This window comes from Ancylobacter gelatini (assembly GCF_022601675.1).
GTDB lineage: Bacteria > Pseudomonadota > Alphaproteobacteria > Rhizobiales > Xanthobacteraceae > Ancylobacter > Ancylobacter gelatini.
Genome location: NZ_JAKVIL010000015.1, coordinates 12,020 through 38,172, shown reverse-complemented (window position 1 = coordinate 38,172; position 26,153 = coordinate 12,020). Strand labels below are relative to the sequence as shown.

Annotated in this window: 22 protein-coding genes; all 22 read right to left on the bottom strand. The window is 67.8% G+C overall.

Annotated features, from left to right (window positions below):
* Nucleotides 1-16: 16 nt before the first annotated feature.
* A complete protein-coding gene (locus tag MKI84_RS20030; RefSeq protein ID WP_241622037.1) occupies nt 17-1,045 on the bottom strand; it encodes an SAM-dependent methyltransferase in 1,029 nt (342 codons plus the stop codon).
* Between the two features lie 102 nt (nt 1,046-1,147).
* Nucleotides 1,148-1,525, bottom strand: coding sequence for a DUF2147 domain-containing protein (locus tag MKI84_RS20025; protein ID WP_241622036.1), 378 nt, complete (start codon nt 1,523-1,525; stop codon nt 1,148-1,150).
* A gap of 110 nt (nt 1,526-1,635) precedes the next feature.
* The gene (gene mmsB, locus MKI84_RS20020; RefSeq protein WP_241622035.1) at nt 1,636-2,820 is read right to left on the bottom strand and encodes a multiple monosaccharide ABC transporter permease; all 1,185 of its coding nucleotides are present in this window, start codon (nt 2,818-2,820) and stop codon (nt 1,636-1,638) included.
* On the bottom strand, nt 2,817-4,352 hold the full coding sequence (gene mmsA / locus MKI84_RS20015; RefSeq protein ID WP_241622034.1) for a multiple monosaccharide ABC transporter ATP-binding protein: 1,536 nt from the start codon (nt 4,350-4,352) through the stop codon (nt 2,817-2,819). The genes mmsB and mmsA overlap by 4 nt, the downstream gene beginning before the upstream one ends.
* Before the next feature lie 88 nt (nt 4,353-4,440).
* On the bottom strand, nt 4,441-5,460 hold the full coding sequence (gene chvE, locus MKI84_RS20010) for a multiple monosaccharide ABC transporter substrate-binding protein (protein ID WP_281063269.1): 1,020 nt from the start codon (nt 5,458-5,460) through the stop codon (nt 4,441-4,443).
* Between the two features lie 148 nt (nt 5,461-5,608).
* Nucleotides 5,609-6,280: a 2-dehydro-3-deoxy-6-phosphogalactonate aldolase gene (locus tag MKI84_RS20005; protein WP_241622032.1), complete on the bottom strand. Its 672-nt coding sequence runs from the start codon at nt 6,278-6,280 to the stop codon at nt 5,609-5,611.
* Nucleotides 6,277-7,218, bottom strand: coding sequence for a 2-dehydro-3-deoxygalactonokinase (locus tag MKI84_RS20000; RefSeq protein ID WP_241622031.1), 942 nt, complete (start codon nt 7,216-7,218; stop codon nt 6,277-6,279). The genes MKI84_RS20005 and MKI84_RS20000 overlap by 4 nt, the downstream gene beginning before the upstream one ends.
* Complete coding sequence (locus MKI84_RS19995) at nt 7,218-8,141, bottom strand: SMP-30/gluconolactonase/LRE family protein (RefSeq protein ID WP_241622030.1); 924 nt, start codon at nt 8,139-8,141, stop codon at nt 7,218-7,220. Before MKI84_RS19995 ends, MKI84_RS20000 begins: the two co-directional genes overlap by 1 nt.
* On the bottom strand, nt 8,128-9,933 hold the full coding sequence (locus MKI84_RS19990; RefSeq protein ID WP_241622029.1) for an IlvD/Edd family dehydratase: 1,806 nt from the start codon (nt 9,931-9,933) through the stop codon (nt 8,128-8,130). Before MKI84_RS19990 ends, MKI84_RS19995 begins: the two co-directional genes overlap by 14 nt.
* A 14-nt stretch (nt 9,934-9,947) precedes the next feature.
* Nucleotides 9,948-11,030 carry an aldose epimerase family protein gene (locus MKI84_RS19985; protein WP_241622028.1) on the bottom strand — a complete coding sequence of 361 codons (1,083 nt, stop codon included), beginning with the start codon at nt 11,028-11,030 and terminating at the stop codon, nt 9,948-9,950.
* Between the two features lie 3 nt (nt 11,031-11,033).
* The gene (locus tag MKI84_RS19980) at nt 11,034-11,960 is read right to left on the bottom strand and encodes a Gfo/Idh/MocA family protein (protein ID WP_241622027.1); all 927 of its coding nucleotides are present in this window, start codon (nt 11,958-11,960) and stop codon (nt 11,034-11,036) included.
* Nucleotides 11,957-13,543, bottom strand: a complete 1,587-nt coding sequence (locus tag MKI84_RS19975) for an aldehyde dehydrogenase (NADP(+)) (RefSeq protein WP_241622026.1) — start codon at nt 13,541-13,543, stop codon at nt 11,957-11,959. The genes MKI84_RS19980 and MKI84_RS19975 overlap by 4 nt, the downstream gene beginning before the upstream one ends.
* 1 nt (nt 13,544) lies before the next feature.
* Complete coding sequence (locus MKI84_RS19970; RefSeq protein ID WP_425353870.1) at nt 13,545-14,480, bottom strand: dihydrodipicolinate synthase family protein; 936 nt, start codon at nt 14,478-14,480, stop codon at nt 13,545-13,547.
* A gap of 16 nt (nt 14,481-14,496) precedes the next feature.
* Nucleotides 14,497-16,245 carry an IlvD/Edd family dehydratase gene (locus tag MKI84_RS19965; RefSeq protein WP_241622025.1) on the bottom strand — a complete coding sequence of 583 codons (1,749 nt, stop codon included), beginning with the start codon at nt 16,243-16,245 and terminating at the stop codon, nt 14,497-14,499.
* Nucleotides 16,246-16,257: 12 nt separating this feature from the next.
* On the bottom strand, nt 16,258-16,980 hold the full coding sequence (locus MKI84_RS19960; protein ID WP_241622024.1) for a FadR/GntR family transcriptional regulator: 723 nt from the start codon (nt 16,978-16,980) through the stop codon (nt 16,258-16,260).
* A complete protein-coding gene (yjfF, locus tag MKI84_RS19955) occupies nt 16,977-18,002 on the bottom strand; it encodes a galactofuranose ABC transporter, permease protein YjfF (RefSeq protein WP_241622023.1) in 1,026 nt (341 codons plus the stop codon). Before yjfF ends, MKI84_RS19960 begins: the two co-directional genes overlap by 4 nt.
* A 10-nt stretch (nt 18,003-18,012) precedes the next feature.
* Entirely contained in the window at nt 18,013-19,008 is a 996-nt protein-coding gene (locus MKI84_RS19950; RefSeq protein ID WP_241622022.1) for an ABC transporter permease, read from the bottom strand.
* Between the two features lie 11 nt (nt 19,009-19,019).
* On the bottom strand, nt 19,020-20,582 hold the full coding sequence (locus tag MKI84_RS19945; protein WP_241622021.1) for a sugar ABC transporter ATP-binding protein: 1,563 nt from the start codon (nt 20,580-20,582) through the stop codon (nt 19,020-19,022).
* A 105-nt stretch (nt 20,583-20,687) separates the two neighbouring features.
* Nucleotides 20,688-21,653, bottom strand: a complete 966-nt coding sequence (gene ytfQ / locus MKI84_RS19940) for a galactofuranose ABC transporter, galactofuranose-binding protein YtfQ (protein ID WP_241622020.1) — start codon at nt 21,651-21,653, stop codon at nt 20,688-20,690.
* Between the two features lie 521 nt (nt 21,654-22,174).
* Nucleotides 22,175-23,182, bottom strand: coding sequence for a 4-hydroxythreonine-4-phosphate dehydrogenase PdxA (locus MKI84_RS19935; RefSeq protein ID WP_241622019.1), 1,008 nt, complete (start codon nt 23,180-23,182; stop codon nt 22,175-22,177).
* 29 nt (nt 23,183-23,211) lie between these two features.
* Nucleotides 23,212-24,633, bottom strand: coding sequence for an NAD(P)H-dependent oxidoreductase (locus MKI84_RS19930; protein WP_241622018.1), 1,422 nt, complete (start codon nt 24,631-24,633; stop codon nt 23,212-23,214).
* Complete coding sequence (locus MKI84_RS19925; RefSeq protein ID WP_241622017.1) at nt 24,630-26,153, bottom strand: tripartite tricarboxylate transporter permease; 1,524 nt, start codon at nt 26,151-26,153, stop codon at nt 24,630-24,632. Before MKI84_RS19925 ends, MKI84_RS19930 begins: the two co-directional genes overlap by 4 nt.

The following is a 26,153-nucleotide window of genomic DNA, read 5'->3' as shown; positions in this document are numbered from 1 at the left end:
CCCGCCCGCCGCGAGATCAGTCGCGCGGGCGCAGGCGGTAGTGATTGACGCCCCATTCGTCGCCGCCGCGATGGCCGAACAGGCCGGCGGTGGCGAGGTAGAACAGCCGCCATCGCCGCCGCCACAGCCCGGCCTGAGCGCCATAGACATCGTGCAGCACAGCGTCGATCCGCTCCCGGTTGGCATCGAAATTGGCCAGCCAGTCCTGCGCGGTTCGCACGTAATGGCGGCCGCTCCAGCGCCATTCCTGCTCGACCGTGAAATGGTCGGTCGCGCAGCGCACCAGCCCCTCGCTCGGCATGATGCCGCCGGTGAAGAAGTGGCGGGCGATCCAGTCGTCCTGATCGCCATGATCGAAGCGGTACGGGGTGGAACGATGGGTGAAGACATGGAGGAACATCCGTCCCTCCGGCCGCAGCCATCCACGCGCGCGCCCGAGCAGCGCCGTCCAGTTCGCCATGTGCTCGAACATTTCCACCGAAACGATGCGGTCGAACCGGTCCGAGGTCTCGAAAGCATTCATGTCGGCCGTGACGACCGTGACGTTGCGAAGGCCGCGTTCACGGGCGGCCGCTTCGATGTACAGGCGCTGCGGCGCCGAATTCGACACCGCGACGATCCGCGCGGCCGGAAAGCGCTCCGCCATGAACAGGGTCAGCGAGCCCCAGCCGCAGCCCAGTTCGAGAATGTGCTGTCGATCCGCCAGCGCGGCATGATCAACCGTCTCCTCCAGGGCCCGCACTTCGGCGGCGTCCAGCGTTTCCGCCCCATCCTCGTAGAGGCAGCAGGAATATTTCCGGCGCGGGCCGAGGGTGAGCGCGAAAAACTCGGGCGGCAGTTCGTAATGCTGGTCGTTGGCGCTCTCGGGATGCTCGGCGATGGGCCGGGTGGCCATCTCCTCGACGAAACGGCGTTCCTCGCCGGATGGCCGGGCGGCCAGAGCACGGCGTGTCCGGTCGACCAGCATCTCGATCCCCAACCGAGTGACGGCGTCGGGGACCGGCAGGCGTTCGGCGACGCGGCCGGCAGTGGCAATGAGGGTCATGAGTTCAACTCTGCTGACGGCCCGCTGATCCGGGCGGTAACGCATGGGATACGTCGCTGAGGATCGTAGAAGGCGGCGGATGGCGAAGGCCTCACGCTCCGCTCACTCCGACCGCGACCAGGTGACGGACTTGCACAGCAGGCCACCGAGCACACAGCCGCGCGTCAGCAACTGCTCCTTGCCGACGGTCATCTGCATCGAATAGTTCAAGTCGCGTTGCGGGTCGTAGGCGGTGCCGACCAGCGTGGCGTCGTCCTTCGGTTTAAGCGTAAGCTCCAGCCGATGACCCACCGCCTCGCCGCCCGAGGTATCGCCGATCCACAGATTGGTGGCGCACAGCTTGCTGCCACAGGAGGCGATCCGCACGCGCGCATTACCGTCGCCGCGCATCCACACGCCGTTTGGATCCGGCGCACGCGCCTGCGCGAGAGCGGGAAAGGTGAGAAGCAGCGGAACAAGCAGTGCAAGCCGGCGGTTCATGGCGACCTCGCAATGACGGTTTGACACGTCATCTACGAAGCACGCAGGCCGCTGGATCGCTCCGGCGGCCTGTTTTGTAGCGGGGAAGCGCCCGGAGCGGCGAGCGGAAGTCAGACGCGCTTCTGATTATAGACGTCGAGGCACACCGCCCCCAGCAGCACGAGCCCCTTGATCACCTGCTGATAATCAATGCCGATGCCGAGGATCGACATACCGTTGTTCATCACGCCCATGATCAGCGCGCCGATCACGGCGCCGCCGACGCGCCCGACACCGCCATAGGCCGAGGCGCCGCCGATGAAGCAGGCGGCGATGACATCGAGCTCGAAGCCGAGGCCGGCCTTGGGGGTCGCCGTATTGAGCCGCGCGGCGAAGATGAGGCCGGCGAGCGCCGCCAGCACGCCCATATTGACGAAGGTGAGAAAGGTCAGCCGCTCGGTCTTGATGCCGGAAAGCTTGGCCGCCTTCTCATTGCCGCCGACCGCATAGACCTGCCGGCCGATCGTGGTGCGCGTGGTCACGAAGGCGTAAAGCGCGATGAGCGCGACCATGATCACCAGCACGTTGGGCAGGCCGCGATGCGAGGCGATGAGATAGGCGAAATACACGATGATGCCGAACAGCAGCGCGTTCTTCAGAAGGAAGAAGCCGTAGGGCTCGGTCTCGATGTGATGCGCCTCCTGACGGCTCCGGCCGCGGAAATTCAGCCAGACCAGCGCGAGGGCTAGCAGGGCGCCGAGCGCGAGAGAGGTCGGGTAGAGCGATCCGGTATCCGGCACCAGCTCGGGAATGAAGCCGGAAGAGAGCCGCTGGAATTCCGGGGGGAAGGGCCCCACAGACTGGCCGGCCAGGATCGCCAGCGCGAGCCCCTTGAACACCAGCATGCCGGCGAGCGTGACGATGAAGGACGGGATCTTGAAATAGGCCACCCAATAGCCCTGCGCCGCGCCGATCAGGCCGCCCAGCGCCAGGCAGATCAGGACGGCGAGCAGGGGAGGCACGCCGTACCTCACCATCAGGACCGCCGCCACCGCGCCGATGAATCCGGCGACCGAGCCGACCGAGAGGTCGATATGACCGGTGACGATCACCAGCAGCATGCCCAGCGCCATGATGACGATGTAGCTGTTCTGCAGCACGAGATTGGTGAGGTTCAGCGGCCGCATCAACGTACCGTTGGTGACCACCTCGAAGAACACCATGATGGCGAAGAGCGAAATCAGCATCCCGTATTCGCGCAGGTTGTTCTTCAGAAAGCCGGCGTGTCCAGGCTTCTTCAGCGCCGCGTCGCTCATAGGCGTTGTTCTCCCTTGCGCATGATGGCCCGCATGATCTTCTCCTGCGTCGTCTCCGCGGCCGGGAACTCGCCCACAAAGGCGCCCTCGGCCATCACATAGATGCGGTCGCAGATGCCCAGCAGTTCCGGCATCTCGGAGGAGATCACCACCACGCTCTTGCCGGCATCGGCCAGCTCATTGATGATGCAATAGATTTCGTATTTGGCGCCGACATCGATGCCGCGTGTCGGTTCGTCGAGGATGAGTACCTTCGGGTCGGTGAACAGCCATTTCGACAGCACCACCTTCTGCTGGTTGCCGCCGGAGAGCTTGCCGGTCTCCTGAAACACGCTGTGGCTGCGGATGCGCATCCGGCCGCGATAGTCGGAGGCGACGGTGAGTTCCTTCAGGTCGTCGATCACCTGCGCCGGGGCGATGGCCGAGAGGTTGGCAAGCGTGACGTTCTTGCGGATATCCTCGGCGAGCAGCAGGCCGAGATGCTTGCGGTCCTCGGTGACGTAGGCGAGCCCGGCGTCGATGGCGCGGCGTACCGTCGAGAGGTCCACCTCCCGGCCCTCGATCTCCGCGCGACCGGTGATCTTCTGCCCCCATGAGCGTCCGAAGATGCTCATGGCGAATTCGGTGCGGCCGGCGCCCATCAGCCCGGCAATACCGACGATCTCGCCGCGCCGCGCTTCGAAGTCGACCTGGCGTATCACCTGCCGGTCGGCGTGAAGCGGATGATAGGCCGACCAGTTCGTGACCTTGAAGATGGGCTCGCCGATGGTCGGTTCCCGCTTGGGGTAGCGGTGCTCAAGGTCGCGATCGACCATCCTGACGATGATGCGGTCTTCCTCGACCGCGCCATCCCGGCAGTCCAGCGTGTCGACCGTCCGCCCGTCGCGCAGCACGGTGATGCGGTCGGCGACCTTCGAGACCTCGTTCAGCTTGTGCGAGATCAGGATGGAGGCGATGCCCTGCGCCTTGAACTCCAGCAGCAGGTCGAGCAATGCCGCGCTGTCCTTTTCCGAGAGGCTGGCCGTCGGCTCGTCGAGGATCAGCAGGCGCACCTTCTTGGACAGTGCCTTGGCGATTTCGACCAGCTGCTGCTTGCCGACGCCGATATTGGTCACCAGCGTGTCGGGCGTCTCGTCGAGCCCCACCTTGGCAAGCAGTTCCTTGGTGCGCCGGTGCACCTCGCCGCGATCGATGATGCCGAAACGTGCGGGCGGGCTGGCGATGAAGATGTTCTCGGCGATCGAGAGCAGCGGGATCAGTGCCAGTTCCTGATGGATGATGATGATGCCGAGCCGCTCGCTGTCGTTGATGTCGTTGAAGCGGCGCTCCTCGCCGTCGAACACGATGGCGCCGTCATAGGAGCCGTGCGGGTAGACCCCGCTCAGCACCTTCATCAGCGTCGACTTCCCCGCGCCGTTCTCGCCGACCAGCGCATGGATTTCGCCCGGCTCGACGCTGAGGGTGACATCGCTCAGCGCCCTCACCCCGGCGAAGTGCTTGCTTATGCCCTGCATTTTCAGAAGAGCGTTCATGGCCTCGCTCGCTCCCGTATCCGATCCGCGCCGGCCCGAAACGGCGGGCGCGGATCGTGATGTCTTCCAGATAGTCCGCGAAGGATCGTCAGTTGACCTGATCAGGCTTGTAGTAGCCGGAACCGACCAGCACCTGTTCCCAGTTGCCCTTGTCGACGACGACCGGCTTGAGCAGGTAGGACGGCACGATCTTGACGCCGTTATTGTAGGTCTTGGTGTCGTTGACCGTGGGATCCTTGCCCGACAGCGTGGCGTCGACCATGTCGGCGGTGACCTTGGCAAGGTCGCGGGTGTCCTTGAACACGGTCGAATATTGCTGGCCGGCAAGGATCGACTTGACCGAGGGCACTTCCGCGTCCTGCCCGGTCACCACCGGCATCTTCATGTTGCCGGAGCCGTAGCCCACGCCCTTGAGCGAGGACAGGATGCCGATCGACAGCCCGTCATAGGGCGAGAGCACGCCGTGGAGCTTCTTGTCGGTGTAGTAGGCGCTCAGCAGATTATCCATGCGCGCCTGGGCGGTGGCGCCGTCCCAGCGCAGGGTCGAGACCTTGTCCATGCCCATCTGGCCGGAGGCGATCTTCAGCGTGCCGTTGTCGATCAGCGGCTTCAGCACCGACATGGCGCCATCGTAGAAGAAATAGGCGTTGTTGTCGTCTGGCGAGCCGCCGAACAGCTCGACGTTGAAGGGGCCCTTGTTCTGGGGATAGCCGAGCCCCTTGAGCAGGGATTCCGCCTGCAGCACGCCGACCTGGAAATTGTCGAAGGTCGCGTAGTAGTCGACATTCGGCGTGTCGCGGATCAGGCGGTCATAGGCGATCACCTTGATGCCCTTGTCATGCGCCTGCTTCAGCACGTCGGAGAGGGTGGTGCCGTCGATCGAGGCGATCACCAGCACCTTGGCGCCCTTGGTCACCATGTTCTCGATCTGCGAGAGCTGGTTGGGAATGTCGTCCTCGGCATATTGCAGGTCGGTGGTGTAGCCGCGCTCCTTGAGCACCTTCACCATGTTGTCGCCATCGGCGATCCAGCGGGCGGAGGATTTGGTGGGCATGGCGATGCCGACCGTACCCTTGTCCTGGGCGCTCGCGGGCAAAGCGAGGGCCATGGCGCCGAGCGCCAGCGCGGTTGCGGAGAATAGCGTCGTCAGGCGTTTCATGTCGTCAGCTCCTTGAGCGTTGGGGCTCTGCGATTCAGCGTTTCCTTGGCCGCCTTCGGCGTGCCGTTTTTTGGCGGGGCTCCCGCGAGTGCGCGCCTCATCCGTCGGCGCGCAATGTCTCCTGGGCCATCGGGAAGGCGGCGTCGTAGGCGGCGATGACCGCCCGCGCCTTCTCCCTGACCTCGCTGGCGGTGGCCCCCGGCCGATAGAGGCTGGAGCCGAGGCCGAAGGTACGGATTCCGGCCGCGCCATAGGCGGCGAACTCCCTCTCGCCGACGCCGCCGACGGCGCCGACAATCGTGCCGGCCGGCAGCACCACCGCGATCGCCTGAATGAGGGAAGGGCCGAGCAGATTGGCGGGGAAGAACTTGAGAGCCGAGGCCCCCGCCTTCACCGCCGCGAGAGCTTCCGTCGGAGTCAGCACGCCCGGCATGGTGACCATCCCATGCCCCACCGCCCGGCCGATGACGTCAGCGTCAACATTGGGACTGACCATGAGCCGCCCGCCAGCATCGGCCAGCCGGTCGACCTCGGCCGTCTCCAGCACCGTTCCGGCGCCGATCAGCACGCCCGACGGCGCAAGCCGGGCCATCGTCTCGATGGAGCGGAACGGGTCCGGCGAATTGAGCGGCACCTCGATGGCCTCGAACCCCTCCTCGACCAGCGCGCCCGCGATCGAGGCGGCCTCCTGCGGGAGGATGCCGCGCAGGATGGCGACCAGCGGGCGCCGCAGGCGCGGCCATGGGACGGGCGGCGTAAGCGGGGTCATGGCGCGTTCCTTTCCAGTCGGAAGGTGGTGATTGCGGCGGCGTGCAGCCCCGCCCGGACGCAGTTCTCGGCGTCGAAAAAGGCGACGTTGCCGACGCCAGCGATGCTGAGGGCGGCGCGATAGGCCCGCGCCAGCGGTCCCGACGCCACCAGCGCGACGCCGTCCAGCGTCCCGAACAGCCGGGCGGCGCCCGCGAGTTCAGCGCCGATGAGCAGGCCCGAGAGCCGCGACAGCGTGTCGGCCGGCTCGGCGCCGGTCAGCAGCCAGGCCGCCCGGAGCCGGAACAGCGCATGGCTCACCGTCTCGGGGGCCGAAAGACCTTCGCCGACCCCCAGCGCGAAGGCGGTACCGGCGGGGTCGCTCTCCACCGCCCCGGCGACCGCGGGCGCGACCACCGACTGGGCGCGCAGCAGCTGGAACAGTTCGCCGGTCATGAAGGTGGCGAAATGCTCCACCTCGCCCCGCTGCATCCTGACCCATTTGGAATGGGTGCCGGGCAGGCAGGCCGGCCCCGTCACGCCCGCGCTGGCGAGGGCGAGCAACTGGGTTTCCTCGCCGCGCATGACATCAGGCCGCGCGGGATCACGCTGAGCAAGGCCGGGCAGGATGCGGATTCGCCGCCGCGTGGAGGGAACCTGCACGGCCTGGGCGACCAGCCCGTCGAGCGTCGCCGGCGTGTCGACATAGGCGGCCTCGACCCAGCCGCTGCGCGAGCCCACCATGCCGCACATCATGACCGGGACACCGTCCGGCACGGCGAGCGCGGCGAGGTGGGCTTCGAGCGTGGTCTCGAAACCTTCGGACGACGCGGCGGCAAGCCCCTGTGCGCTACGCCGCTCCGCCAGCACGTTGCCTTGCGCGTCGAGCGCCCAGAGGCGGAAGCTCGACGTGCCCCAGTCGACGGCGATGTGGGAAAGCCGGTCGAATTGCGGTGCCATCACGCGCCCCCCAGCCTGACGCGAGGTTCGGCCCGGCCGCGCGCCCCGATCTCGAGCAGGAAGGTGCGCCCGTGATGGGGATCCGCCGCGCGGGCGGCCTCGTCCATGTGCTGAAAGGCGGAGGTCACCAGCAGACGGTCGAAGTCCGCGCCGACAAAGACCGGGCAACTGGCCTGAAGGGCCGGCACCGCGACACTGCGGACAAGCTCCCCGACCGGGGAATAGACATTGAGCCGGGCGCCTCCCCACATGGCGCACCAGATGAGCCCCTCGTCATCCGTCACCGCGCCGTCGAGCCCGCCGGCCCCCTGGTGCAGATGGATCACGGCGGGCGCTTCCAACGGCAGCCCGGTCGCCGGATCGAGACGCACCCGGTGCAGGCGGTTCGCGCCGGTGTCGGCGAAATAGCCGGTCATGCCGTCCGGCGAGAAGCAGATGGCGTTGGGAATGGCGAGGCCCGGAAACAGCGGCACCACCCGGCCGGCGCAATAGGCGTAGATCGTGCCGGCCCCTTCCTGTGCCTCACGGCCCATGGTGCTGAACCAGAACGTGCCGCTCGGATGCACGCGCGCATCATTGGAGCGCGTCACCGGATTGCCCGCCTCGACCGGGGCGATCAGGTCAACGGCGCCGGAGGCGATGTCGCGCAGCATCAGGCCAAGCTCGGTGGCGAGCAACTGACGGCGCTCGTCGACGGCGGCCAGCGCGCTCGCCATCACCGGCAGCGCATGGGTGACGATCTCGCCGGTCGCAAGCGTCGCCTCGAACAGGCGCCGCTCCAGTATGTCGAACCACCACGCGGTGTCCCGCGCCGGATCATAGGCCGCGCCCTCGCCGAGATGGCAGTGCTGCTCACACAGCACGGTGACCGGCACCCATTCCGGGGTCGCAGCGGCAAGGGGGGCGGGGCTAGTGATTGTCACGCGGCATCCCCATGGTCTGGGCGATGCGCTGGTAGCGCACGGCTGGCTCCAGAACGGCGCCGGTTTCAAGCTGGCCGACGAAGCCGCGCTGGATCTCCTGCCAGGGCGTCTGGCTGGCGGGATAGGCATAGCCACCGGCCGCCGCCAATTCCTGCCGGCGGCGTTCCAGCTCGTCCTCGGGCACCAGCATGTTGGCGCTGTTGCGCCTGAGGTCGATGCGCACGCGGTCGCCGGTGCGCAGCAAAGCGAGGCCGCCGCCGGCCGCCGCTTCCGGCGACGCGTTGAGGATGGAAGGCGAGCCCGACGTTCCCGACTGGCGCCCGTCGCCGATGCAGGGCAGGGCGTGGATGCCCGCCTTGATGAGGTAGTCCGGCGCCCGCATGTTCACGACCTCCGCCGCGCCGGGATAGCCGACCGGCCCGGCGCCGCGCATGAACAGGATGGTGGTCTCGTCGATGGCCAGCGCGGGGTCGTCGATGCGGGCGTGGTAATCCTCCGGCCCGTCGAACACCACGGCCCGGCCCTCGAAGGCCTCGGGATCGTCGGGGTTGGCGAGGTAGCGGGCCCGGAACTCGTCCGAGATCACGCTGGTCTTCATGATGGCGGAGGAGAACAGGTTGCCGCGCAGCACGCGGAACCCGGCCTTCGCCTTGAGCGGGCGGTCATAGGGGCGGATCACCGCCTCGTCCTCGATCCGCGCCTCGCGGCAATTATCGCCGAGCGTGCGGCCGTTGGCGGTGACGGCGTCCTCGGCGATGAGCCCTTGATCCATCAATTGCTTCACCACGGCCGGCACCCCGCCGGCGTGGTAGTAATCCTCGCCGAGATAGTCGCCGGCCGGCTGGAGGTTCACCAGCAGCGGCACATCCTCGCCATAGGTCTGCCAGTCGTCGATGCCCAGTTCCACGCCGACATGGCGGGCAAGCGCGTTGAGGTGGATCGGCGCGTTGGTCGAGCCCCCAATGGCGGAGTTGACCCGGATGGCGTTGACGAACGCCTCGCGGGTGAGGATGTCGGAGGGCTTGAGGTCCTCGCGCACCATCTCGACGATGCGCAGTCCGGTGCGGTAGGCGATTTCCTGCCGATCGCGATAGGGGGCGGGGATCGCCGCCGAGCCGGGCAGCTGCATGCCCAGCGCTTCGGCGAGCGAGTTCATCGTGGTCGCCGTGCCCATCGTGTTGCAATAGCCGGTCGACGGTGCCGAGGAGGCGACCAGCTTCACGAAGCCCTGATAGTCGATCTCGCCCTTGGCGAGCAGTTCGCGCGCCTTCCACACGATGGTGCCCGATCCGGTGCGCTCGCCCTTGAACCAGCCGTTGAGCATCGGCCCGACCGAAAGCGCGATGGCGGGAATGTTCACGGTCGCGGCGGCCATCAGGCAGGCCGGCGTGGTCTTGTCGCAACCGATGGTGAGCACCACGCCGTCGAGCGGGTAGCCATAAAGCACTTCCACGAGGCCGAGATAGGCGAGGTTGCGGTCGAGGCCGGCGGTGGGGCGCTTGCCGGTCTCCTGGATCGGGTGCACCGGAAACTCGATGGCGATGCCACCAGCCTCGCGGATGCCATCACGCACCCGCTTGGCGAGTTCGAGATGATGTCGATTGCAGGGCGAGAGGTCCGAGCCGGTCTGGGCGATGCCGATGATCGGCCGCCCGCTCTGCAGCTCGTCCTGGCTGAGGCCGAAATTGAGGTAGCGCTCCAGATACAGCGCGGTCATGTCGACATTGGCCGGGTTGTCGAACCAGGCGCGGGAGCGGAGCGTACGCTCGGTTTCGGGTGAGGTGCCGTGCATGGCGCGCTCCATGGTCAGAGGGTCGAGAAGCGGTAAAGCGAGAGGTGGCGGTAGGTCTCGCCGGGGTCGAGCCGGGCGGAGGGGAAGTCCGGCCGGTTGGGGCTGTCCGGCCAGGCCTGCGGTTCGAGGCAGAAGGCGTCGGACTGGCGGTAGAGCCGGCCGAATTTTCCCTCCGCCGTACCGTCGAGGAAGTTGCCGGAATAGAACTGCAGGCCGGGTTGGTCGGTGAGCAGTTCCATCACCCGGCCGGAACCGGGATGCTCGACCCGGGCGGCGCGTCGCGGCGTCGCGGACGGGCCGCCGGGCAGGCAGTAATTATGGTCGTAGCCCCGCCCGAGCCGCACTTGCTCATGCCCCTCGCGAATGCGCGCACCGATGGCCACGGGCGTGCGGAAATCGAACGGCGTGCCGGCGACCGCCGCGGGACCGCCGAGCGGGATCGCCGTCGCGTCGACCGGCAGATAGGCCTCGGCGTCCAGCGTCAGGACATGGTCCAGCACGTCGCTCGACCGCTCGATGCCGGCCAGATTGAAGAAGCCGTGATGCGTCAGGTTGACCACGGTCGGCTGCGTCGTGGTCGCCGCGAAGGCGATGGAGAGTTCCGTGCCGCTGACACGGTAGGTGATCTGCGCGCGCAGCTCCCCGGGAAAGCCCTGATCGCCATCCGGGCTGGCGAGGCCGAGCGTGACCGAGGGCGTCGCCCCGCCCTCCGTCGCCTCAATCTTCCAAAGCCGCCGGTCGAACCCGTCCGGTCCGCCATGCAGGGCGTTGAGGCCGTCATTCGCCGGAACCCGGCAGTCCCTCCGGTCGAGCGAAAATGTCCCGCCCCGAATGCGGTTGGCATAGCGCCCGACCGCCGCGCCGAAATAGCGGCGATGCCGCAGATAGGGTTCGAGCGTGTCGTGACCGAGCACGATGTCAGCCGTCTCGCCCCTGCGATCGGGCACGTGCAGGGCCTGTATGATCGCGCCGAGCGTAAGCACCGACACCTCGAAGCCGTCCGCGCCGCGCAGGCGAATGCGCTCCACCGGCGCCCCGTCGGGCATGAGGCCGAACAGGTCGATGACGGGAAGATCGAGGGCGGCGGCCATGGTCATCGCTCAGTACTCGAAAGGCTCGACGACGCTGCGCCGGCCGATCAGAAAGGCATCGGCGACAAGCGCGAGCGGCGTGGCGTCGACATCGGAGCGCCCATTCGCGATCAGATCGACGAAATGCCGGTAGATGCCGGCATATTCGGCCTCCTTCTCGTCGATCAGCGGCGCGCCGTCGTGGAACAGCTTCGCCCCGCCCGAAGACAGGGTGAGGCTACCGCCGTCGGTCTCGACACGGATGTCCCAGGTCTGCGGCCCGGTCTGCAGGAAATCCAGCTCGGCGCGGATCGGCACGCCAGCGGTGTCGGTGAGGTCGACCTCGGCCCGCACCGGCGCCGCGCGGTTGGCGGGAAAGGCGAGATGCGCGCCGGTCACGAAGACCGGACGCGGCAGGATGCAGGTGAGGATCGACAGCGCGTTGATCGCCGGATCGAACACGCCGAGACCGCCGGGCTCCCAGATCCATTCCTGCCCCGGATGCCACACCCGCACATCTTCCTTCCACTCGATCGTCACCGAGCGGATGGCGTGCTGCGCCAGAAAGGCGCGGGCCGGCTCGACCGCCGGCGCGAAACGCGAATGCCAGGTCGTGAACAGCGTGCGACCGGAGCGCCGGGCGACCTCGATGAGGGGGGCAAGCTCGCTCACCGTCGCACCGGGCGGCTTTTCCAGCAGCACATGCTTGCCCGCCTCCAGCGCGGCGGCGGCCTGCGCGTGCCGGCCCTGCGGCGGCGTGCACAACGCCACCGCGTCGATGGCTTGCGACGAGGCCAGCAACGCCTCGATCGTCGGGAAATGGGGCACGCCGTCCAGCGTCGCGTTGCGGCTGGCGATCGCGGCCAGCTCGATGCCGGGAGTGGCCGCGATGGCGGGAAGATGCTGATCCCGGGCGATCTTGCCAAGGCCAATGATGGCGAGGCGGATGGGGCTCATGAGCGCGGCTCCGTGGGCAGGTCCACCGCGCCGTCGACGAGGCGCGGCAGATGGAGCGGGTTGCGGGTGCGCACCGCCGGGGGAAGAAGATCCTCGGGCAGGTCCTGATAACAGACGGGCCGCAGGAAGCGGCGGATGGCCAGCGTGCCGACCGATGTCGAGCGCGGGTCGCTGGTCGCCGGGAAAGGCCCCCCATGCACCATGGCGTGGCAGACCTCGACGCCGGTCGGCCAGCCATTGGCGAGGATGCGCCCGGCCTTGTCCTCCAGCACCGGCAGCAGGGAAGCGGCCAGATCGTGGTCCGACGGCTCCAGATGCAGGGTGGCGGTGAGCTGGCCTTCCAGCGCGTGCGCGACGGCGCGCATTTCGTCTTCATCCGCGCAGCGGATGACGAGGGAAGACGCGCCGAACACCTCATGGGCCAGCACCGGAGCCGTCATGAACAGGTCGGCATCCGCGACGAACAGCGATGGGCGGCAGCCGTTCGGGCCCCCCTCCCCGCCACGCGCGACCTCGGTTACGCCGGGGCTGGCCTCCAGCGCCGATATCCCTTTCGCATAGGCGCCTGCAATGCCGGGGGTGAGCATCGTTGCGGCCGACGCGCCGGACACCCGCGCGCCCGCCGCGGCAATGAAACGATCGACGTCCTCGCCGGCCAGCGCGATCACCAGCCCTGGATTGGTGCAGAACTGGCCGGCGCCCAACGTGAGCGAGGCGACGAATCCCGCCGCGAGCGCCTCGGCCCGCGCCCTCAGCGCGCCGGGCAGCAGGAATACCGGGTTGATGCTGCTCATCTCCGCATAGACCGGGATCGGAACCGGACGCGCCGTGGCGATCTTCATCAAGGCGAGGCCGCCGGCGCGCGAGCCGGTAAAGCCCACGGCGCTGATGCGCGGATCCGCCACCAATGCGCCGCCGAGTTCGTTGGAGCGGCCCGTGAGCAGCGAGAACACGCCTTCGGGCAGGCCGGACGCGGCAACGGCGTCGCGCACGGCGCGGCCGACCAGCTCCGATGTGCCGGGATGCGCCGGATGGCCCTTCACGATGACCGGGCAGCCGGCGGCCAGCGCCGAGGCGGTATCGCCGCCCGCCACCGAGAAGGCGAGCGGGAAATTCGAGGCGCCGAACACGGCGACCGGCCCGATGCCGATATGGCGCTGGCGCAGATCCGCGCGCGGCAGCGGCGTGCGCTGGGGAAGCGGGCTGTCGAGGCGCGGTTCGTCGGCGCCGCCCGCCCGCACCCAGTTCGCGAACAGCCGCAACTGGCTGGTGGTACGGGAACGCTCACCCTCAAGGCGCGCGGTGGGCAGGCCGGTCTCCTGCGTCGCCCGCTCGATCAGGGCGTCGCCGACGTCTTCGACCTTCAAAGCGATCAGGTCGAGAAAGGCGGCCCGCTGTTCCGGCACGGTGGCGCGGTAGATCGGGAACGCCTCCGCCGCGAGGCGTGTGGCGATGTCGACCTCCGCCGGCCCCGCATCGCTGAAGGCCGGCTCCATCTCGATGCCGCGCGACGGGTCGACGGCGCGGAACGTCGCGGTAGTGGACAGGTCGCGCGATCCGATGAGGGTGGCACCGGTGATCATGTCATTTGCCCCATTTCAGCACGAGCGGATCGAGCCGCGTCGCGATCTCGATCAGTCCCGCACGGGTGGCGGGGTGCATCGCCGGCAGCGGCGCGCGCACCGTGTCATGGGCTATGACGCCGCCTTCCTTCATCAGGGCCTTGCAGGCCGCGAGGCCACATTGCCGATTCTCATAGTTGATCAGCGGCAGCCAGCGCATATAGGCGTCGAGCGCCGCCTCGCGGTCGCCGGCGACATAGGGGTCGAGGATCTGGCGGATGCCGTCGGGATAACCGCCGCCGGTCATGGCCCCGGTCGCGCCGGCGTCGAGATCCGCCATCAGCGTGATCGCCTCCTCGCCGTCCCATGGCCCGACGATGGCATCCCCGCCGGCCTCGATCAGCGCACGCAGCTTGGCGGCGGCCTGCGGCACCTCGATCTTGAAATAGGCGAGGTGCTCGATTTCCCGCGCCATCTTCGCGAGGAAGGGGACGGAGAGCGGCGTGCCCGCCACGGGGGCATCCTGCACCATGATCGGGATGTCGATGGCGTCGGAGACCGCGCGATAGAAATCATAGATCGCCGGCTCCGGCACGCGGAAGGTCGCGCCGTGATAGGGCGGCATGATCATCACCATCGCCGCGCCCAGATCCTGCGCCCTGCGCGAGCGCTCGGCACAGATGTGGGTGGCGAAATGGGTGGTGGTGACGATGACGGGCACGCGGCCCGCGACATGCGCCAGCACGGCCTCCATCACCCGGTCGCGCTCCTCGTCGGTCAGCACGAACTGCTCGGAGAAGTTGGCAAGGATGCAAAGGCCATGCGAGCCGGCATCGATCATGAAGTCGATGGCGCGCTTCTGGCCGTCGAGATCAAGCCGCCCCTCGTCGTCGAACACCGTCGGCGCAACGGGAAACACACCTTTATAGGGACCGGCGGCGGAGTTGGTCGTCATCATGCACCCTTCGTGCGGATCAGTGATTGTCGCGGCCGACCGGCGAACCGGAGCGCCCAACGAGGAAGTCGAAATCGGCGCCGCGGTCGGCCTGCAGCACATGGTCGATGTACAGGCGCTGGTAGCCACGGCTGGCATGGGGGGCCGGCGGCACCCAGGCGGCGCGGCGGGCGGCAAGCTCGGCCTCGTCCACATGCAGGTGCAGCGAGCGGGCAGGGACATCGAGCGTGATAAGATCGCCGCTGCGCACCAGCGCCAGCGGGCCGCCGGCGGTCGCCTCGGGGGCGACATGGAGCACCACCGTGCCATAGGCCGTGCCGGACATGCGGGCATCGGAAATGCGGATCATGTCGCGCACGCCCTGGCGCAGCAGCTTGGCCGGCAGCGGCATGTTGCCGACCTCGGCCATGCCGGGATAGCCCTTCGGCCCGCAGTTCTTCAGCACCATGATGCAGCTCTCGTCGATGTCGAGCGCCTCGTCGTTCACCGCGTGGTGCATCTCCTCGACGCTCTCGAACACCACGGCGCGGCCGGTGTGCTGCATCAGATGCGGCGACGCTGCGCTCGGCTTGATCACCGCGCCGTCCGGGGCGAGGTTGCCGGTGAGGATGGCGATACCAGCATCGGGCTTGAACGGCGCCTCGAACGGGGTGATCACCTCGGGATTCCAGTTCGGCGCCTTCTCGACGTTTTCCCAGACGGTGCGTCCGTTGACGGTGCGGGCGTCCTTGTGGAGCAGGCCGCGCTCGCCGAGCGTGCGCAGCACCGCCGGCAGGCCGCCGGCATAATAGAAATCCTCCATCAGGAAGCGTCCCGAAGGCATCAGATCGACGAGGCAATGGATGTCGCGTCCGAGCCGGTCGAAATCGGCCAGCGTCAGCTCGATGCCGACCCGGCCGGCGATGGCGAGCAGATGCACCACCGCATTGGTGGAGCCGCCGATCGCGGCCAGCGTGCGGATGGCATTCTCGAAGGCGGCGCGTGTGAGGATGTCCGAGGGCTTGAGGTCCTCGCCCACCATCTCGACGATGCGCCGGCCCGCCATGCGGGCCAGTAGGTTGCGCCGGGCATCGACCGCCGGAATGGCGGCGTTCTCGGGCAGGCCGAGCCCCAGTGCCTCGACCATCGAGGCCATGGTGGAGGCGGTGCCCATGGTCATGCACGAGCCGGACGAGCGGTTCATCCCGGCTTCGGCCTCGTGAAACTCTTCCAGCGTCACTTCGCCGGCGCGCAGCTGCTCGCTCATCGAGATGATGTTGGTGCCCGAGCCGATGATCTGGCCGCGATAGACGCCGCGCAGCTGCGGCCCGCCGGAAACGCCGATGGCGGGCAGATCGGCGGACGCGGCGCCCATGAGCAGCGCCGGCGTGGTCTTGTCGCAGCCCATCAGCAGCACCACGCCGTCGAGCGGATGCGCGCGGATCGCCTCCTCGACATCCATCGAGGCGAGATTGCGGAACAGCATGGCGGTCGGGCGCATCGTCACCTCGCCAAGCGAGGAGACCGGGAATTCCAGCGGATAGCCGCCGGCATCCAGCACGCCGCGCCGCACATGCTCGGCAAGGTCGCGGAAATGGATGTTGCAGGGCGTGAGTTCGGACCAGGTGTTGCAGATACCGATCACGGGTCGCCCGTCGAAGCGGTCCTGCGGCTGGCCGGAATTCTTCAGGAAGGACCGATAGTAAAAGCCCATCTTGTCCTGGCGGCCGAACCAGGCCTGGCTGCGCAGCGCCTTCTTGTCGTCATGTCTCGACCCGTCATCGCTCATCTGCGCACCTGTTCAGCCTGCCGCGCCCTGGCGGCGCAGGCCATTGAAGATCACGTTCATCATCGCCGCGCCGGCCGCCTCGGCGTCACGATCCGCGATGGCCTCGACGATGCGCTCATGCGCGGCGACCGCGATGTCGTGCTCGCGTGCGTCGCCGGGCGCGCTGAGCACGAACGAAGCGCGCAACGCCGCCTCGATCACCGCGCCGATCGACCGCATGAAGGGATTGCCCGAGGCGGTGGCGACCGCGACGTGCAGAATGAGGTCCGCCTCGGCAAAACCGTCGGAGGCGCCGGGCTCGCTCCTCATTCGCGCGACCGCCCGGCGCATGACGGCGAGATCATCTTCGCTCCGGCGCTCGGCGGCCAGCGCCGCGGCGCGGGGTTCCACCGCGAGCCGGATTTCCGAGAGGTCGCGCAGGAAGCGCTTGTCGATGCCGGCATCGAGATGCCAGGCGAGGACGTCGGGATCGAACATGTTCCACGCCGCGCGCTCGAGCACGACGGTGCCGACACGCGCCTTGGTCGACAGCAGGCCCTTGGCCACCAGCGTCTTCACGCTCTCCCGCAGCACCGGCCGTGACACGCCGAACAACAGCGTCAGCTCGGCGTCCCCCGGCAGCTTGGCGCCCTCGCCATAGCGACCGGCGATGATGTCGATGCCGATGGTGCGCGCGACTTCCCCATGGTTGGAATGGGCGCGCCGGGCGGGAATGACGATGATCTGCGAGGTCACGATTGTGCGGCTCCTGCTGTGGCAAGGCGCGGGCGGCGCCCCGACCGGCCGGCAATGTGAAGCGTCAGCTGCTGGAAGGCGATGAAGGCGAAGAGCAGCAGGCCGGTGGCGATCTTGGCCCACCAGCTCGACAGCGTGCCGTCGAAGCTGATGTAGGTCTGGATCAGGCCCTGGATCAGCACGCCGACGAAGGAGCCGAAGACGAAGCCGTAGCCGCCCGAGAGCAGCGTGCCGCCGATCACCACCGCGGCGATGGCGTCGAGTTCGACACCCACCGCCGACAGCGAGTAACCCGACGAGGTGTACAGCGAGAACACGATGCCGGACAGGCCGGCGAGAGCGCTGGAGAGCGTGTAGATCAGCACCGTGGAGCGGTTGACGTTGACGCCCATCAGCGCCGTGGCGGTGCGCGAGCCGCCAAGCGCGTAGACATTGGCGCCAAAACGGGTGAGGTGAAGCAGCACCATCCCGCTGGCAACGACCGCGAGCATGATCATGGCCGGCACGGTGAGCCGCGCCCCCGCACCGAAACGCAGCGCGTAGTCGGACAGGTGGGAGTAAAGCTCCGCATTGATCGGGATGGACTGGGTCGAGAGCAGGAAGCTCAAGCCACGCGCCAGGAACATGCCGGCGAGGGTGACGATGAAAGGCGGCAGGTCGAAATACTGGATCACCGCCCCCATGCCGGCGCCGAACGCCGCGCAGATCAGCAGGATCATCGCGAAGGCGACGAGCGGCGGCACGCCCCAGCGCTCGATCGCCAGTGCCAGGAAGACCGTGGTGAAGCCGATGACCGAGCCGACCGACAAATCGATGCCGCCGGAAATGATCACGAAGGTCATGCCGACGGCGACGATGCCGAGAAACGCGTTGTCGGTGAGCAGGTTCATGACCACGCGCATCGAGGCGAAGTTGGGATAGATGCTCGCGCAGACCAGAAATCCCGCGATGAAGACCAGGGTGGTGGCGAGGACCGGCAGCAGGCGGCCAAGGGCGGCGGGGGCGGATATGGACGAGGTCATGTCGGTCTCCTCACGCCTTCTTCCGGCTGAACAGCACGCCGAGCCCGGCCGCGTGGCCGCCCAGCTTCGGCGACTGGGCGAGCAGTACGGCGAGCACGACCACCGCCTTCACCACGAGGTTGGTCTCGGGCGGCAGGCCGGAGAGCAGGATGCCGGTATTCATCGCCTGGATGATCAGCGCGCCGACCACGGCGAGAATGATGGAGAAGCGGCCGCCGAACAGGGAGGTGCCGCCGATCACGACGGCAAGGATGGCGTCGAGTTCCAGCCACAGCCCGGCATTGTTGGCATCGGCGCCGAGGATGTCGGCGGCCGCGACGATACCGGCCAGCGCGGCGCACAGGCCGCTCCACATATAGACGGCGACGGTGATCAGCCGGGTGCCGATGCCGGCGAGCGCGCTGGCGCGCGGATTGCCGCCGGTGGCCTCGATCATCAGGCCGAGCGCCGTGCCGCGCACGATGATCAGCGTCAGCGCCAGCATGGAGAGCGCGAGCACGACCGGCGTCGGCAGGCCGAGCACCGAGCCGCCGCCGAGAAAGGCCAGCTCGGGCGAATTGAAGGTGACGATCCGTCCTTCGGTGATCAGTTGCGCGATGCCGCGCCCGGCCACCATCAGGATCAGCGTCGCCACGATGGGCTGTATGCCCAGCACCGCGACGAGAAAGCCGTTCCATAGACCGCAGGCGAGGCCCGCGGCGAGCGCGGCGCCAAGAACCACCGGCAACGAATGGCTGTCGGCGAGGCTCGCGGCGATGGCGCCGCAGATCGCCATGATCGCCCCGACCGACAGGTCGATGCCGCGCATGGCGATGACCAGCACCATGCCAAGCGAAAGCAGCGCCACCGGCGCGCCACGGTTGAGCACGTCGATCAGGCTGCCGAACAGCCGGCCATCCTGCAGGCGGATGTCGAAGAATTGCGGGGAGACCAACCAGTTCGCCGCCAGGATGAGCACCAGCGCGACGATCTGGGACGTGCCGATGCGCGGAAGCCGCAGTGCCATGCGCCCCTCCCTTACGCCGTCGCCGCCGCGCCGGGCGGCGTGTCGGCGATCGCGGCGAGAATGGCCGGGACGTCGATCTGCGAACCGGTGAGCCGCGCGACATGGGCCCGGTCGCGCAGCACGATCACCTCGTCGGCATAGGTGACGATCTCGTCGAGCTCGGAAGAGACCACCAGCAGCGCCATGCCCTCGTCGCACAGTTCGCGGATCAGCTTGATGATCTCGGCATGGGCGCCGACGTCGATCCCGCGCGTCGGCTCGTCGAGGATCAGCAGGCGCGGCTTGGTGGCAAGCCAGCGGGCCAGCAGCGCCTTCTGCTGGTTGCCGCCCGACAGCAGCCCGATCGGGCGCGAGGGATCCGGCGGCCTTATATCGAGCAACCGGATGAACCTTGCCGCGATCTCGTCCTGCTCGCGGCGCGACAACGGCCTCAGCGGCCCGCGCTGGGCCTGAAGCGCCAGCACGATATTCTCCCGCACCGAGAGATCGGCCACGATGCCCTCGGTCTTGCGTTCCTCGGGGCAGTAGCCGAAGCCAAGGCGCATCGCCTCGCGCGGCGACCCGACCGCCGCGACCGCACCGGCCGTCCGGACAGTGCCGCAATCGGCCTTCTCCGCCCCGAAGACGAGCCGCACCGTTTCCGTGCGTCCGGAGCCAAGCAGGCCCGCCAGCGCGACGACGTGGCCGGCAGGGAGGTCGAGATCGAAGGGGGCGACATAGCCGGTCTTGCCATAGCCGGTGAAGGCGGCCACCGGCGCGCCGGATGCGCCCGGAGCGCGCGCCGGGCGGGCGGCCGTCGCCTCGCTCAGCTCGCGGCCGAGCATGAGCTTCACCAACTCGATGCGCGGCAGTTCGGCGATCGGCGCGCTACCGGCCAGACGCCCGTTGCGCAGCACGGTGATGCGATCGCAGACCGCATAGACCTGATCGAGGAAATGCGTGACGAACAGGATACCGATGCCGCGGGCCTTGAGCTGCCGCATGACGGCAAACAGCACCTCGACCTCCTGAGCGTCGAGGCTCGCGGTGGGTTCGTCGAGAATGAGGACGCGCGCGGATTGGTCGACGGCACGGGCAATGGCGACGATGTGCTGGATCGCGACCGAATAGCTCTCGAGCGGCGCGCCGACATCGATCGACAGGCCGAACTCCGCCAGAAGCGCCTGGGCGCGCCGGCGCATCTCGCGCTCGCGCACCAGGCCGAACCGTGTCGGCTGCCGGCCGAGAAACAGGTTCTGCGCGACCGACAGGTTGGGGGCGAGATTCACTTCCTGATAGACGGTCGCGATGCCGGCCGTCAGCGCCTCTCCGGCCGAGCGCGGCGCGATGTCCACGCCGTCGAGCCGCAACTGGCCGGCGTCGCGGGCGACGACGCCCGTAATGGTCTTGATCAGCGTGGATTTGCCCGCGCCATTCTCGCCCAAAAGGGCGTGGATCTCGCCATGACCCAGATTGAGATTCACCCTGTCGAGAGCCGGAAACCCGGCGAAGGCCTTGCTGAAACCGGTCACCTGCAGCAGCGGCACATGGCCGGTCGCCGGAGATGGCGGGAGGAGGGGATCAAGCGTCTGCATGGCAGTCTCGGAACGACAGGGTGACCGTCGCGAGCCGGCGGAGGGTACCGGCTCGCGGGAGGGGCCGAGCGACGCCGCGCACCGAAGGCACGCGGCGCGACGGGCTCAGTATCCAAGGTCTTTCTTCGACTCGTAGACGGCCATGGGGTTGTCCGCCTGCGTGTAGAGCTTGGATTCGGTCTGGATCCACTTGGGCGGAACCGTCCCCTTGGCCTTGAAGGCCATGACCGCGTCGAAGGCGGGACCGGCCATGTTGGGGGTGAGTTCGACGGTGGCGTTCGCCTCGCCGGCGGCCATCGCCTTGAAGATGTCCGGCACGGCATCGATGGAAACGGTGAGGATGTCGGTGCCCGGCTTAAGCCCGGCCTCCTTCATCGCCTGGATCGCGCCGACCATCATGTCGTCATTATGGGCATAGACCGCGCAGATCGTCTTGCCGCCGCCTTCGGCCTTGATGAAGCTTTCCATCACTTCCTTGCCCTTGGCACGGGTGAAGTCGCCGGTCTGGCTGCGGACGATCTTGACGTTGGAGGCGCCGGCGATGCCGTCCTCGAAGCCCTTCTTGCGGTTGGTGGCGACCGAGGCGCCGACGGTGCCCTGAAGCTCCACGACGTTGCAGGGCTTGCCCGCGGCGGTCTTCACCAGCCACTCGCCGGCGACCTTGCCTTCATGCACCGAATCGGAGGTGACGGCGGTGAGGTACAGCTCCTTGCCGGACGGATCGATGTCGCGGTCGAGCAGCACGACCGGAATGCTGGCCTCCTTGGCCTCCTTCAGCACCGAATCCCAGCCGGTGGCGACGACGGGCGCGAGGAAGATCGCGTCCACGCCCTGCGCGATGAAGGAGCGGATCGCCTTGATCTGGTTTTCCTGCTTCTGCTGGGCGTCGGCAATCTTGAGATTGACGTTCCGCTTCTTGGCCTCGGCCTTGGAGACGGTGGTCTCGGCCGCGCGCCATCCCGATTCCGAACCGATCTGCGAAAAGCCGACCGTGAGCTCCGCGGCGTTGGCACCGACGGAAAACAGCGCACCGGAGAGGGCGCTCGCAAGTAGCACAGCTTTGAAATTCATTGGCGTTTCTCCCATGGGATCGTCCGCGTGCCACGTCCCGGGCGCTTCTGGACGCGGAATTTATGTCACAGGAGACGCGCCTTGAATAGTCATATTGTTTGACTTTTGAGTCTGGAAATACGGGACCGCTGCCAGCGGCAATCGATGCCGATGAGAGGGTCACGACCTGCATGATGGAAGGGAAGACGCTGCAACAACGCGCAGCCGAAGAGGCTACGCGGCCTCCGCGGTCGCTTGCGCAATCGGATGAACGAGCGGTGGGACAGGGGTCTCGCCCGCCTGCCCCGGAAGGTTCCCGGCGGCGTCACGGGTGGCATGAGCGCGCAGAACGACCGCGCGGATGACAGACGCCTCACGCCCGGCCGCTACGCGCGATTTGCACGATCGCGTGGGTCAGGGCGCACTGGCGCGCAACGCCGGGCGGCGCTGACGCGCAACCAGCCAAAGCCGGGCGGACGTGGCGGTCAACATAAGAGAGGGGCGCCGCGCCGGGCCTGCCGCTTCGCGGCGCCCCATGGTCGTCAGGCGGCGTGCTGCCTTGCCTGGCGGGCCCGTGCCATGCGGCAGGCGACATCGAACGCCGCCTGGATTGCGCCCCAACCGGCCTCGCCCTGGCCGTAGATGTCGAAGGCCGTGCCATGGGCCGGGGTGGCGATCGGGATCGGCATGCCGCCATGGACGGTAACACCGCGTGAGAAGCCCATCAGCTTCATCGCGATCTGACCCTGGTCGTGATACATGGTCACGATCGCGTCGACCTCGTCCTTCTTCAGGAAGATCGTGTCGGCCGGATACATGCCGATCACCGGCAATCCCTGTCGGCGCGCCGCCTCGATCGCCGGGCCGATCACGTCGATTTCCTCGCGCCCGAAGCTGCCATTGTCGCCGGCATGCGGATTGAGGCCGCACAGGGCGATGCGCGGCTCGCTGACGCCGACGCCGACCAGTGTGGAGTGGATCAGCCGGATCGCACCGACGATGCGCTCCTCGGTGAGCAGGCCGGACACATCCTTCAGCGGCACATGGCTGGTGACGCGGCTGGTCCACAGCCCGTCAAGCGCGTTCAGTTCGCCATAGGGGCCATTGGGATGCAGCATTTCGGCGAACCAATGCGTCTCGTCGGGATGGCCAAGGCCGCCCAGATGCAGCGAATGCTTGTTGAGCGGCGCGAAGCAGACCGCATCGGTCACGCCCCCGACCGTGTACTCGATGGCGCGACGCAGCGTGTCCATGGCGTAGCGTCCGCCATTGGCCGTGGACGCCGCCCGCTCGAAGGGGGCCTCGGCCCGGCCACGATAATCGACCAACACCGGAATGCCCGGAGCGAAGGCCGGCGCGCCATCGGCGTCGGCCACCGCGTACTCGAAGCGCTCGCCGCAGATGCGCATGCCTTCCTCCAGCTCGCCGCGATCGGCGACCAGCAGGATGTCAGCAGCGTCCCGGTTCACGGCATTGGCCAGAAGCCGGACGATGAGTTCGGAGCCAACGCCGGCGGGATCGCCCGGCGCGAGGGCAATACGGGGTTTCATGAACATCTCCTTGGTGCCGGCAAAGGTCATCAGGCGTCTTCCGACATCCTGCCGGCCGTCATGGCCGGGTCGAAGAAGGCTGCGTCCTGCAGCCGGCGAAGTGTCAGCAGTTCGGAGTCCTCGGAAATGTCGAGGTCGGCCATGGTGACGATCCGGCCGCGCGCGACAGCACGGGCCAGACGGCAATTGGCGGCCAGATAGAACGGCGCCGGCGCGTCCGGCATCAATGGCGCGGCGGGCGCCAGTTCGCCGGTCGCCCCGTCGATCGTGTGATGATGCCCGCCCATGTCGAGCATGGTGCCGGCCGGCAGGTCACGCGTGGCGCGGGTCACCAGATCGAGATGCGGGCGCGGCGCGAGCCCCCCGCTCGAGGCGCCGAGAAGCGCGATCTCCAGAATGCTGGTCGCCGCCTCCAGTCCCAGCAGGTGGCGCGGCAGATAGAGCATGGCGGTGTCGCCGGTGCGGCTCACCACATGGCCCTTCTCGGCCAGCATGTCCCACGTTTCGCGGTCATGGCAGCGGATGATCACGAACACGCCGCCGGCAAAGCTCGGTTCGTCCGGCGTTCGCAGGCAGTGGAACACGTCGATCCGCTGCTCGCCCGCCAACAGGCCGCCCTCGGCCCGGGTGGCGAGGAAGCTCGGGACTTCCGATATCCGCGCGATGGGCGCATGAAGATCCGGCCGGTCCGGCAGGAAGCCGGTGGCGTTGCCGACGATCAGCAATTCGCACAGATCGGGCACGGCCCGCTGGGGTAGCATGGCGGCGGCTTGCGAGCGGGCGGCGGCGAGTTCCGCGGTCGGCCGGTCCCCGAGCGTGAGAAGATCGCCCATGGCGGGGGCCGACACCGTGCGGCCATTGCTGCTCAGAAGGCCGGTCGCGGGATCGAACACGAAATCATATTCACTGGACTTGCCGGCGGCGATGATCTCGAAGCCCAGCGTCTGCGCCCAGGTGATGAGGCCGATCAGCAGGCTCGGCTGATCGCCGTCGACCGGGCTGGACACCTTGCCGCGTTCGGCGGCCAGCCGGGCAATGCCCGGACCGACCACGCTGTCGAGTTCCTTGGTGACGACAGCGAGATGCCGGCCGGCGGCCAGTGCCAGCCGGGCATGGCGCGCGCCGGCGCCGGGATGCCCGGTCGCCTCGATCACCACGTCCAGCGGCAGGTCGATGACCACGGCAAGATCGCCCGCCGCCACGAAATCACCGGCCGCGAAAGCCGCCCTCGCTTCGGCGGGACTGGTGCAGACATGGATGCGGCCCGGCTCCACCCCGACGGAGGCGAGCGCCTGCGCGGCGATGCCTGCCTCCCGGTCCACGGCGACGCGCGCCCGCATCCGCGGCACCCTCAGGCCCTGCGCCAGAAAGCTGCGGCCGAAGCCGCCCGTGCCGATGACGCAGGTCTCGACCGGCTCGCGGTCAACGGCGAAATAGCGATGATAGTTCATTCGTGTCCCCGATGTCCGCTGGCCGGCACGCCCGGCGCGGCGACGAACCGCGACCAGATCCACCGCAGCAGCGGGACCGTCCAGATGATGATGGTGGCGGCGCCGAGCACGCCGGCGATCGGCCGGCTGAACAGGCCGAGAAGATTGCCGTTGCTGCTGATCAGCGCCTGCATGAAGTTCTGCTCGACGATCTCGCCCAGCACGATTCCCAGCACCATGGGGGCGATCGGGAACCCGTTCTCCTCCATCAGATAGGCCATCGCCCCGAGACCCAGCAGGATCCAGATGCCGAAGAAGTCATTGTCGATCGCATAGCCGCCGGTGACGGAGAGCACGAGCAGCGCCGGCAGGATCAGGTCGCGCGGGATGCGCAGCACCACCTGCGCGATGCGCATGGCGAGGGAGCCGAGCGGAAACATAAGCAGATTGGCGAGGATGAAGACGATGAAGACGGCGTAGAACAGCTCGCCATTGTTGATGAACACCGTCGGGCCGGGATTGACGCCCTTGAGGTAGAGAACGCCGATTCCGATGGCGGTGATGGTGTCGCCGGGAATGGCGAAGACGATGGCCGGGATCCACGCCCCGCTCAGGGCGGCATTGTTGGCGGCGCTGCCGGCGACGATGCCCTCGATGTGCCCCTTGCCGAACTTCTCCGGCTCCTTCGAGGTCTTCTTCGCCATGGCATAGCTGATCCAGGCGGCGGTATCGGCGCCGCCACCGGGCAGTGCGCCGATGATGGTGCCGAGCACGCTGCCGCCCACCATCTGCCCCCAGTAGCGCTTCCCCGCTTCCCAGGTCTTGCGCCACGCGCCCCTGGTCTGGATCTTCGCCACGGTGGCGACATGGCCCGGCGTGAGCAGCGAGCGCAGGATTTCCGGCAGGGCGAACATGCCGATCAGGCCGGGAATGAAGCTGACGCCCTCAAGCAGGTTGACGATGCCGAAGGTGAAACGCGGGTGCCCGGTCGTGTAGTCCATTCCGACGGTGGCGATGAGCAGGCCGAACATCAGCGAGGTCATGCCCTTGACCAGATCATCCCCCGCCACGAACACCGCGCAGGAGAGCCCGAGCACACCGAGCCAGAAGAACTCATAGGCGCTGAAATCGAGCGCGAAATCGGCAAGGGCCGGCGCCGCCACGATCAGGACGAGCGTGCCAAAAATGCCGCCGATCGCGGAGAACGCGGCGTTCGAGGTGATGACCAGCCCCGCGTCGCCACGCTTGGTGAGAATATGGGAATCCTCGACATAGGCCGCGGAGGCCGGCGTGCCCGGCATGCGCAGCAGCGCGCCGGGAATGTCGCCGGCAAAGATCGCCATCGCGGAGGCCGCGACAATGGAGGTGATGGCGGCGATCGGGCTCATGAAGAACGTCATGGGCACCAGCAGCGCCACCGCCATCGTGGCGGTAAGGCCGGGAAGACAGCCCACGGCGAAGCCGAACAGGCTGGAGGCGACCAGCGTGAGCAGCGTCGAGGGCTCGATCACCATGTGAAGGGCGGCGATGAACATATCCAT

Bases quoted from the DNA above. Each gene is read 5' to 3' on its own strand.
- MKI84_RS20030 (WP_241622037.1), bottom strand. From the start codon at position 1,045: ATGACCCTCATTGCCACTGCCGGCCGCGTCGCCGAACGCCTGCCGGTC.
- MKI84_RS20025 (WP_241622036.1), bottom strand. From the start codon at position 1,525: ATGAACCGCCGGCTTGCACTGCTTGTTCCGCTGCTTCTCACCTTTCCC.
- mmsB (WP_241622035.1), bottom strand. From the start codon at position 2,820: ATGAGCGACGCGGCGCTGAAGAAGCCTGGACACGCCGGCTTTCTGAAG.
- mmsA (WP_241622034.1), bottom strand. From the start codon at position 4,352: ATGAACGCTCTTCTGAAAATGCAGGGCATAAGCAAGCACTTCGCCGGG.
- chvE (WP_281063269.1), bottom strand. From the start codon at position 5,460: ATGGCCCTCGCTTTGCCCGCGAGCGCCCAGGACAAGGGTACGGTCGGC.
- MKI84_RS20005 (WP_241622032.1), bottom strand. From the start codon at position 6,280: ATGACCCCGCTTACGCCGCCCGTCCCATGGCCGCGCCTGCGGCGCCCG.
- MKI84_RS20000 (WP_241622031.1), bottom strand. From the start codon at position 7,218: ATGGCACCGCAATTCGACCGGCTTTCCCACATCGCCGTCGACTGGGGC.
- MKI84_RS19990 (WP_241622029.1), bottom strand. From the start codon at position 9,933: ATGCACGGCACCTCACCCGAAACCGAGCGTACGCTCCGCTCCCGCGCC.
- MKI84_RS19985 (WP_241622028.1), bottom strand. From the start codon at position 11,030: ATGACCATGGCCGCCGCCCTCGATCTTCCCGTCATCGACCTGTTCGGC.
- MKI84_RS19980 (WP_241622027.1), bottom strand. From the start codon at position 11,960: ATGAGCCCCATCCGCCTCGCCATCATTGGCCTTGGCAAGATCGCCCGG.
- MKI84_RS19975 (WP_241622026.1), bottom strand. From the start codon at position 13,543: ATGATCACCGGTGCCACCCTCATCGGATCGCGCGACCTGTCCACTACC.
- MKI84_RS19970 (WP_425353870.1), bottom strand. From the start codon at position 14,480: ATGATGACGACCAACTCCGCCGCCGGTCCCTATAAAGGTGTGTTTCCC.
- MKI84_RS19965 (WP_241622025.1), bottom strand. From the start codon at position 16,245: ATGAGCGATGACGGGTCGAGACATGACGACAAGAAGGCGCTGCGCAGC.
- yjfF (WP_241622023.1), bottom strand. From the start codon at position 18,002: ATGACCTCGTCCATATCCGCCCCCGCCGCCCTTGGCCGCCTGCTGCCG.
- MKI84_RS19950 (WP_241622022.1), bottom strand. From the start codon at position 19,008: ATGGCACTGCGGCTTCCGCGCATCGGCACGTCCCAGATCGTCGCGCTG.
- MKI84_RS19945 (WP_241622021.1), bottom strand. From the start codon at position 20,582: ATGCAGACGCTTGATCCCCTCCTCCCGCCATCTCCGGCGACCGGCCAT.
- ytfQ (WP_241622020.1), bottom strand. From the start codon at position 21,653: ATGAATTTCAAAGCTGTGCTACTTGCGAGCGCCCTCTCCGGTGCGCTG.
- MKI84_RS19935 (WP_241622019.1), bottom strand. From the start codon at position 23,182: ATGAAACCCCGTATTGCCCTCGCGCCGGGCGATCCCGCCGGCGTTGGC.
- MKI84_RS19930 (WP_241622018.1), bottom strand. From the start codon at position 24,633: ATGAACTATCATCGCTATTTCGCCGTTGACCGCGAGCCGGTCGAGACC.
- MKI84_RS19925 (WP_241622017.1), bottom strand. From the start codon at position 26,153: ATGGATATGTTCATCGCCGCCCTTCACATGGTGATCGAGCCCTCGACG.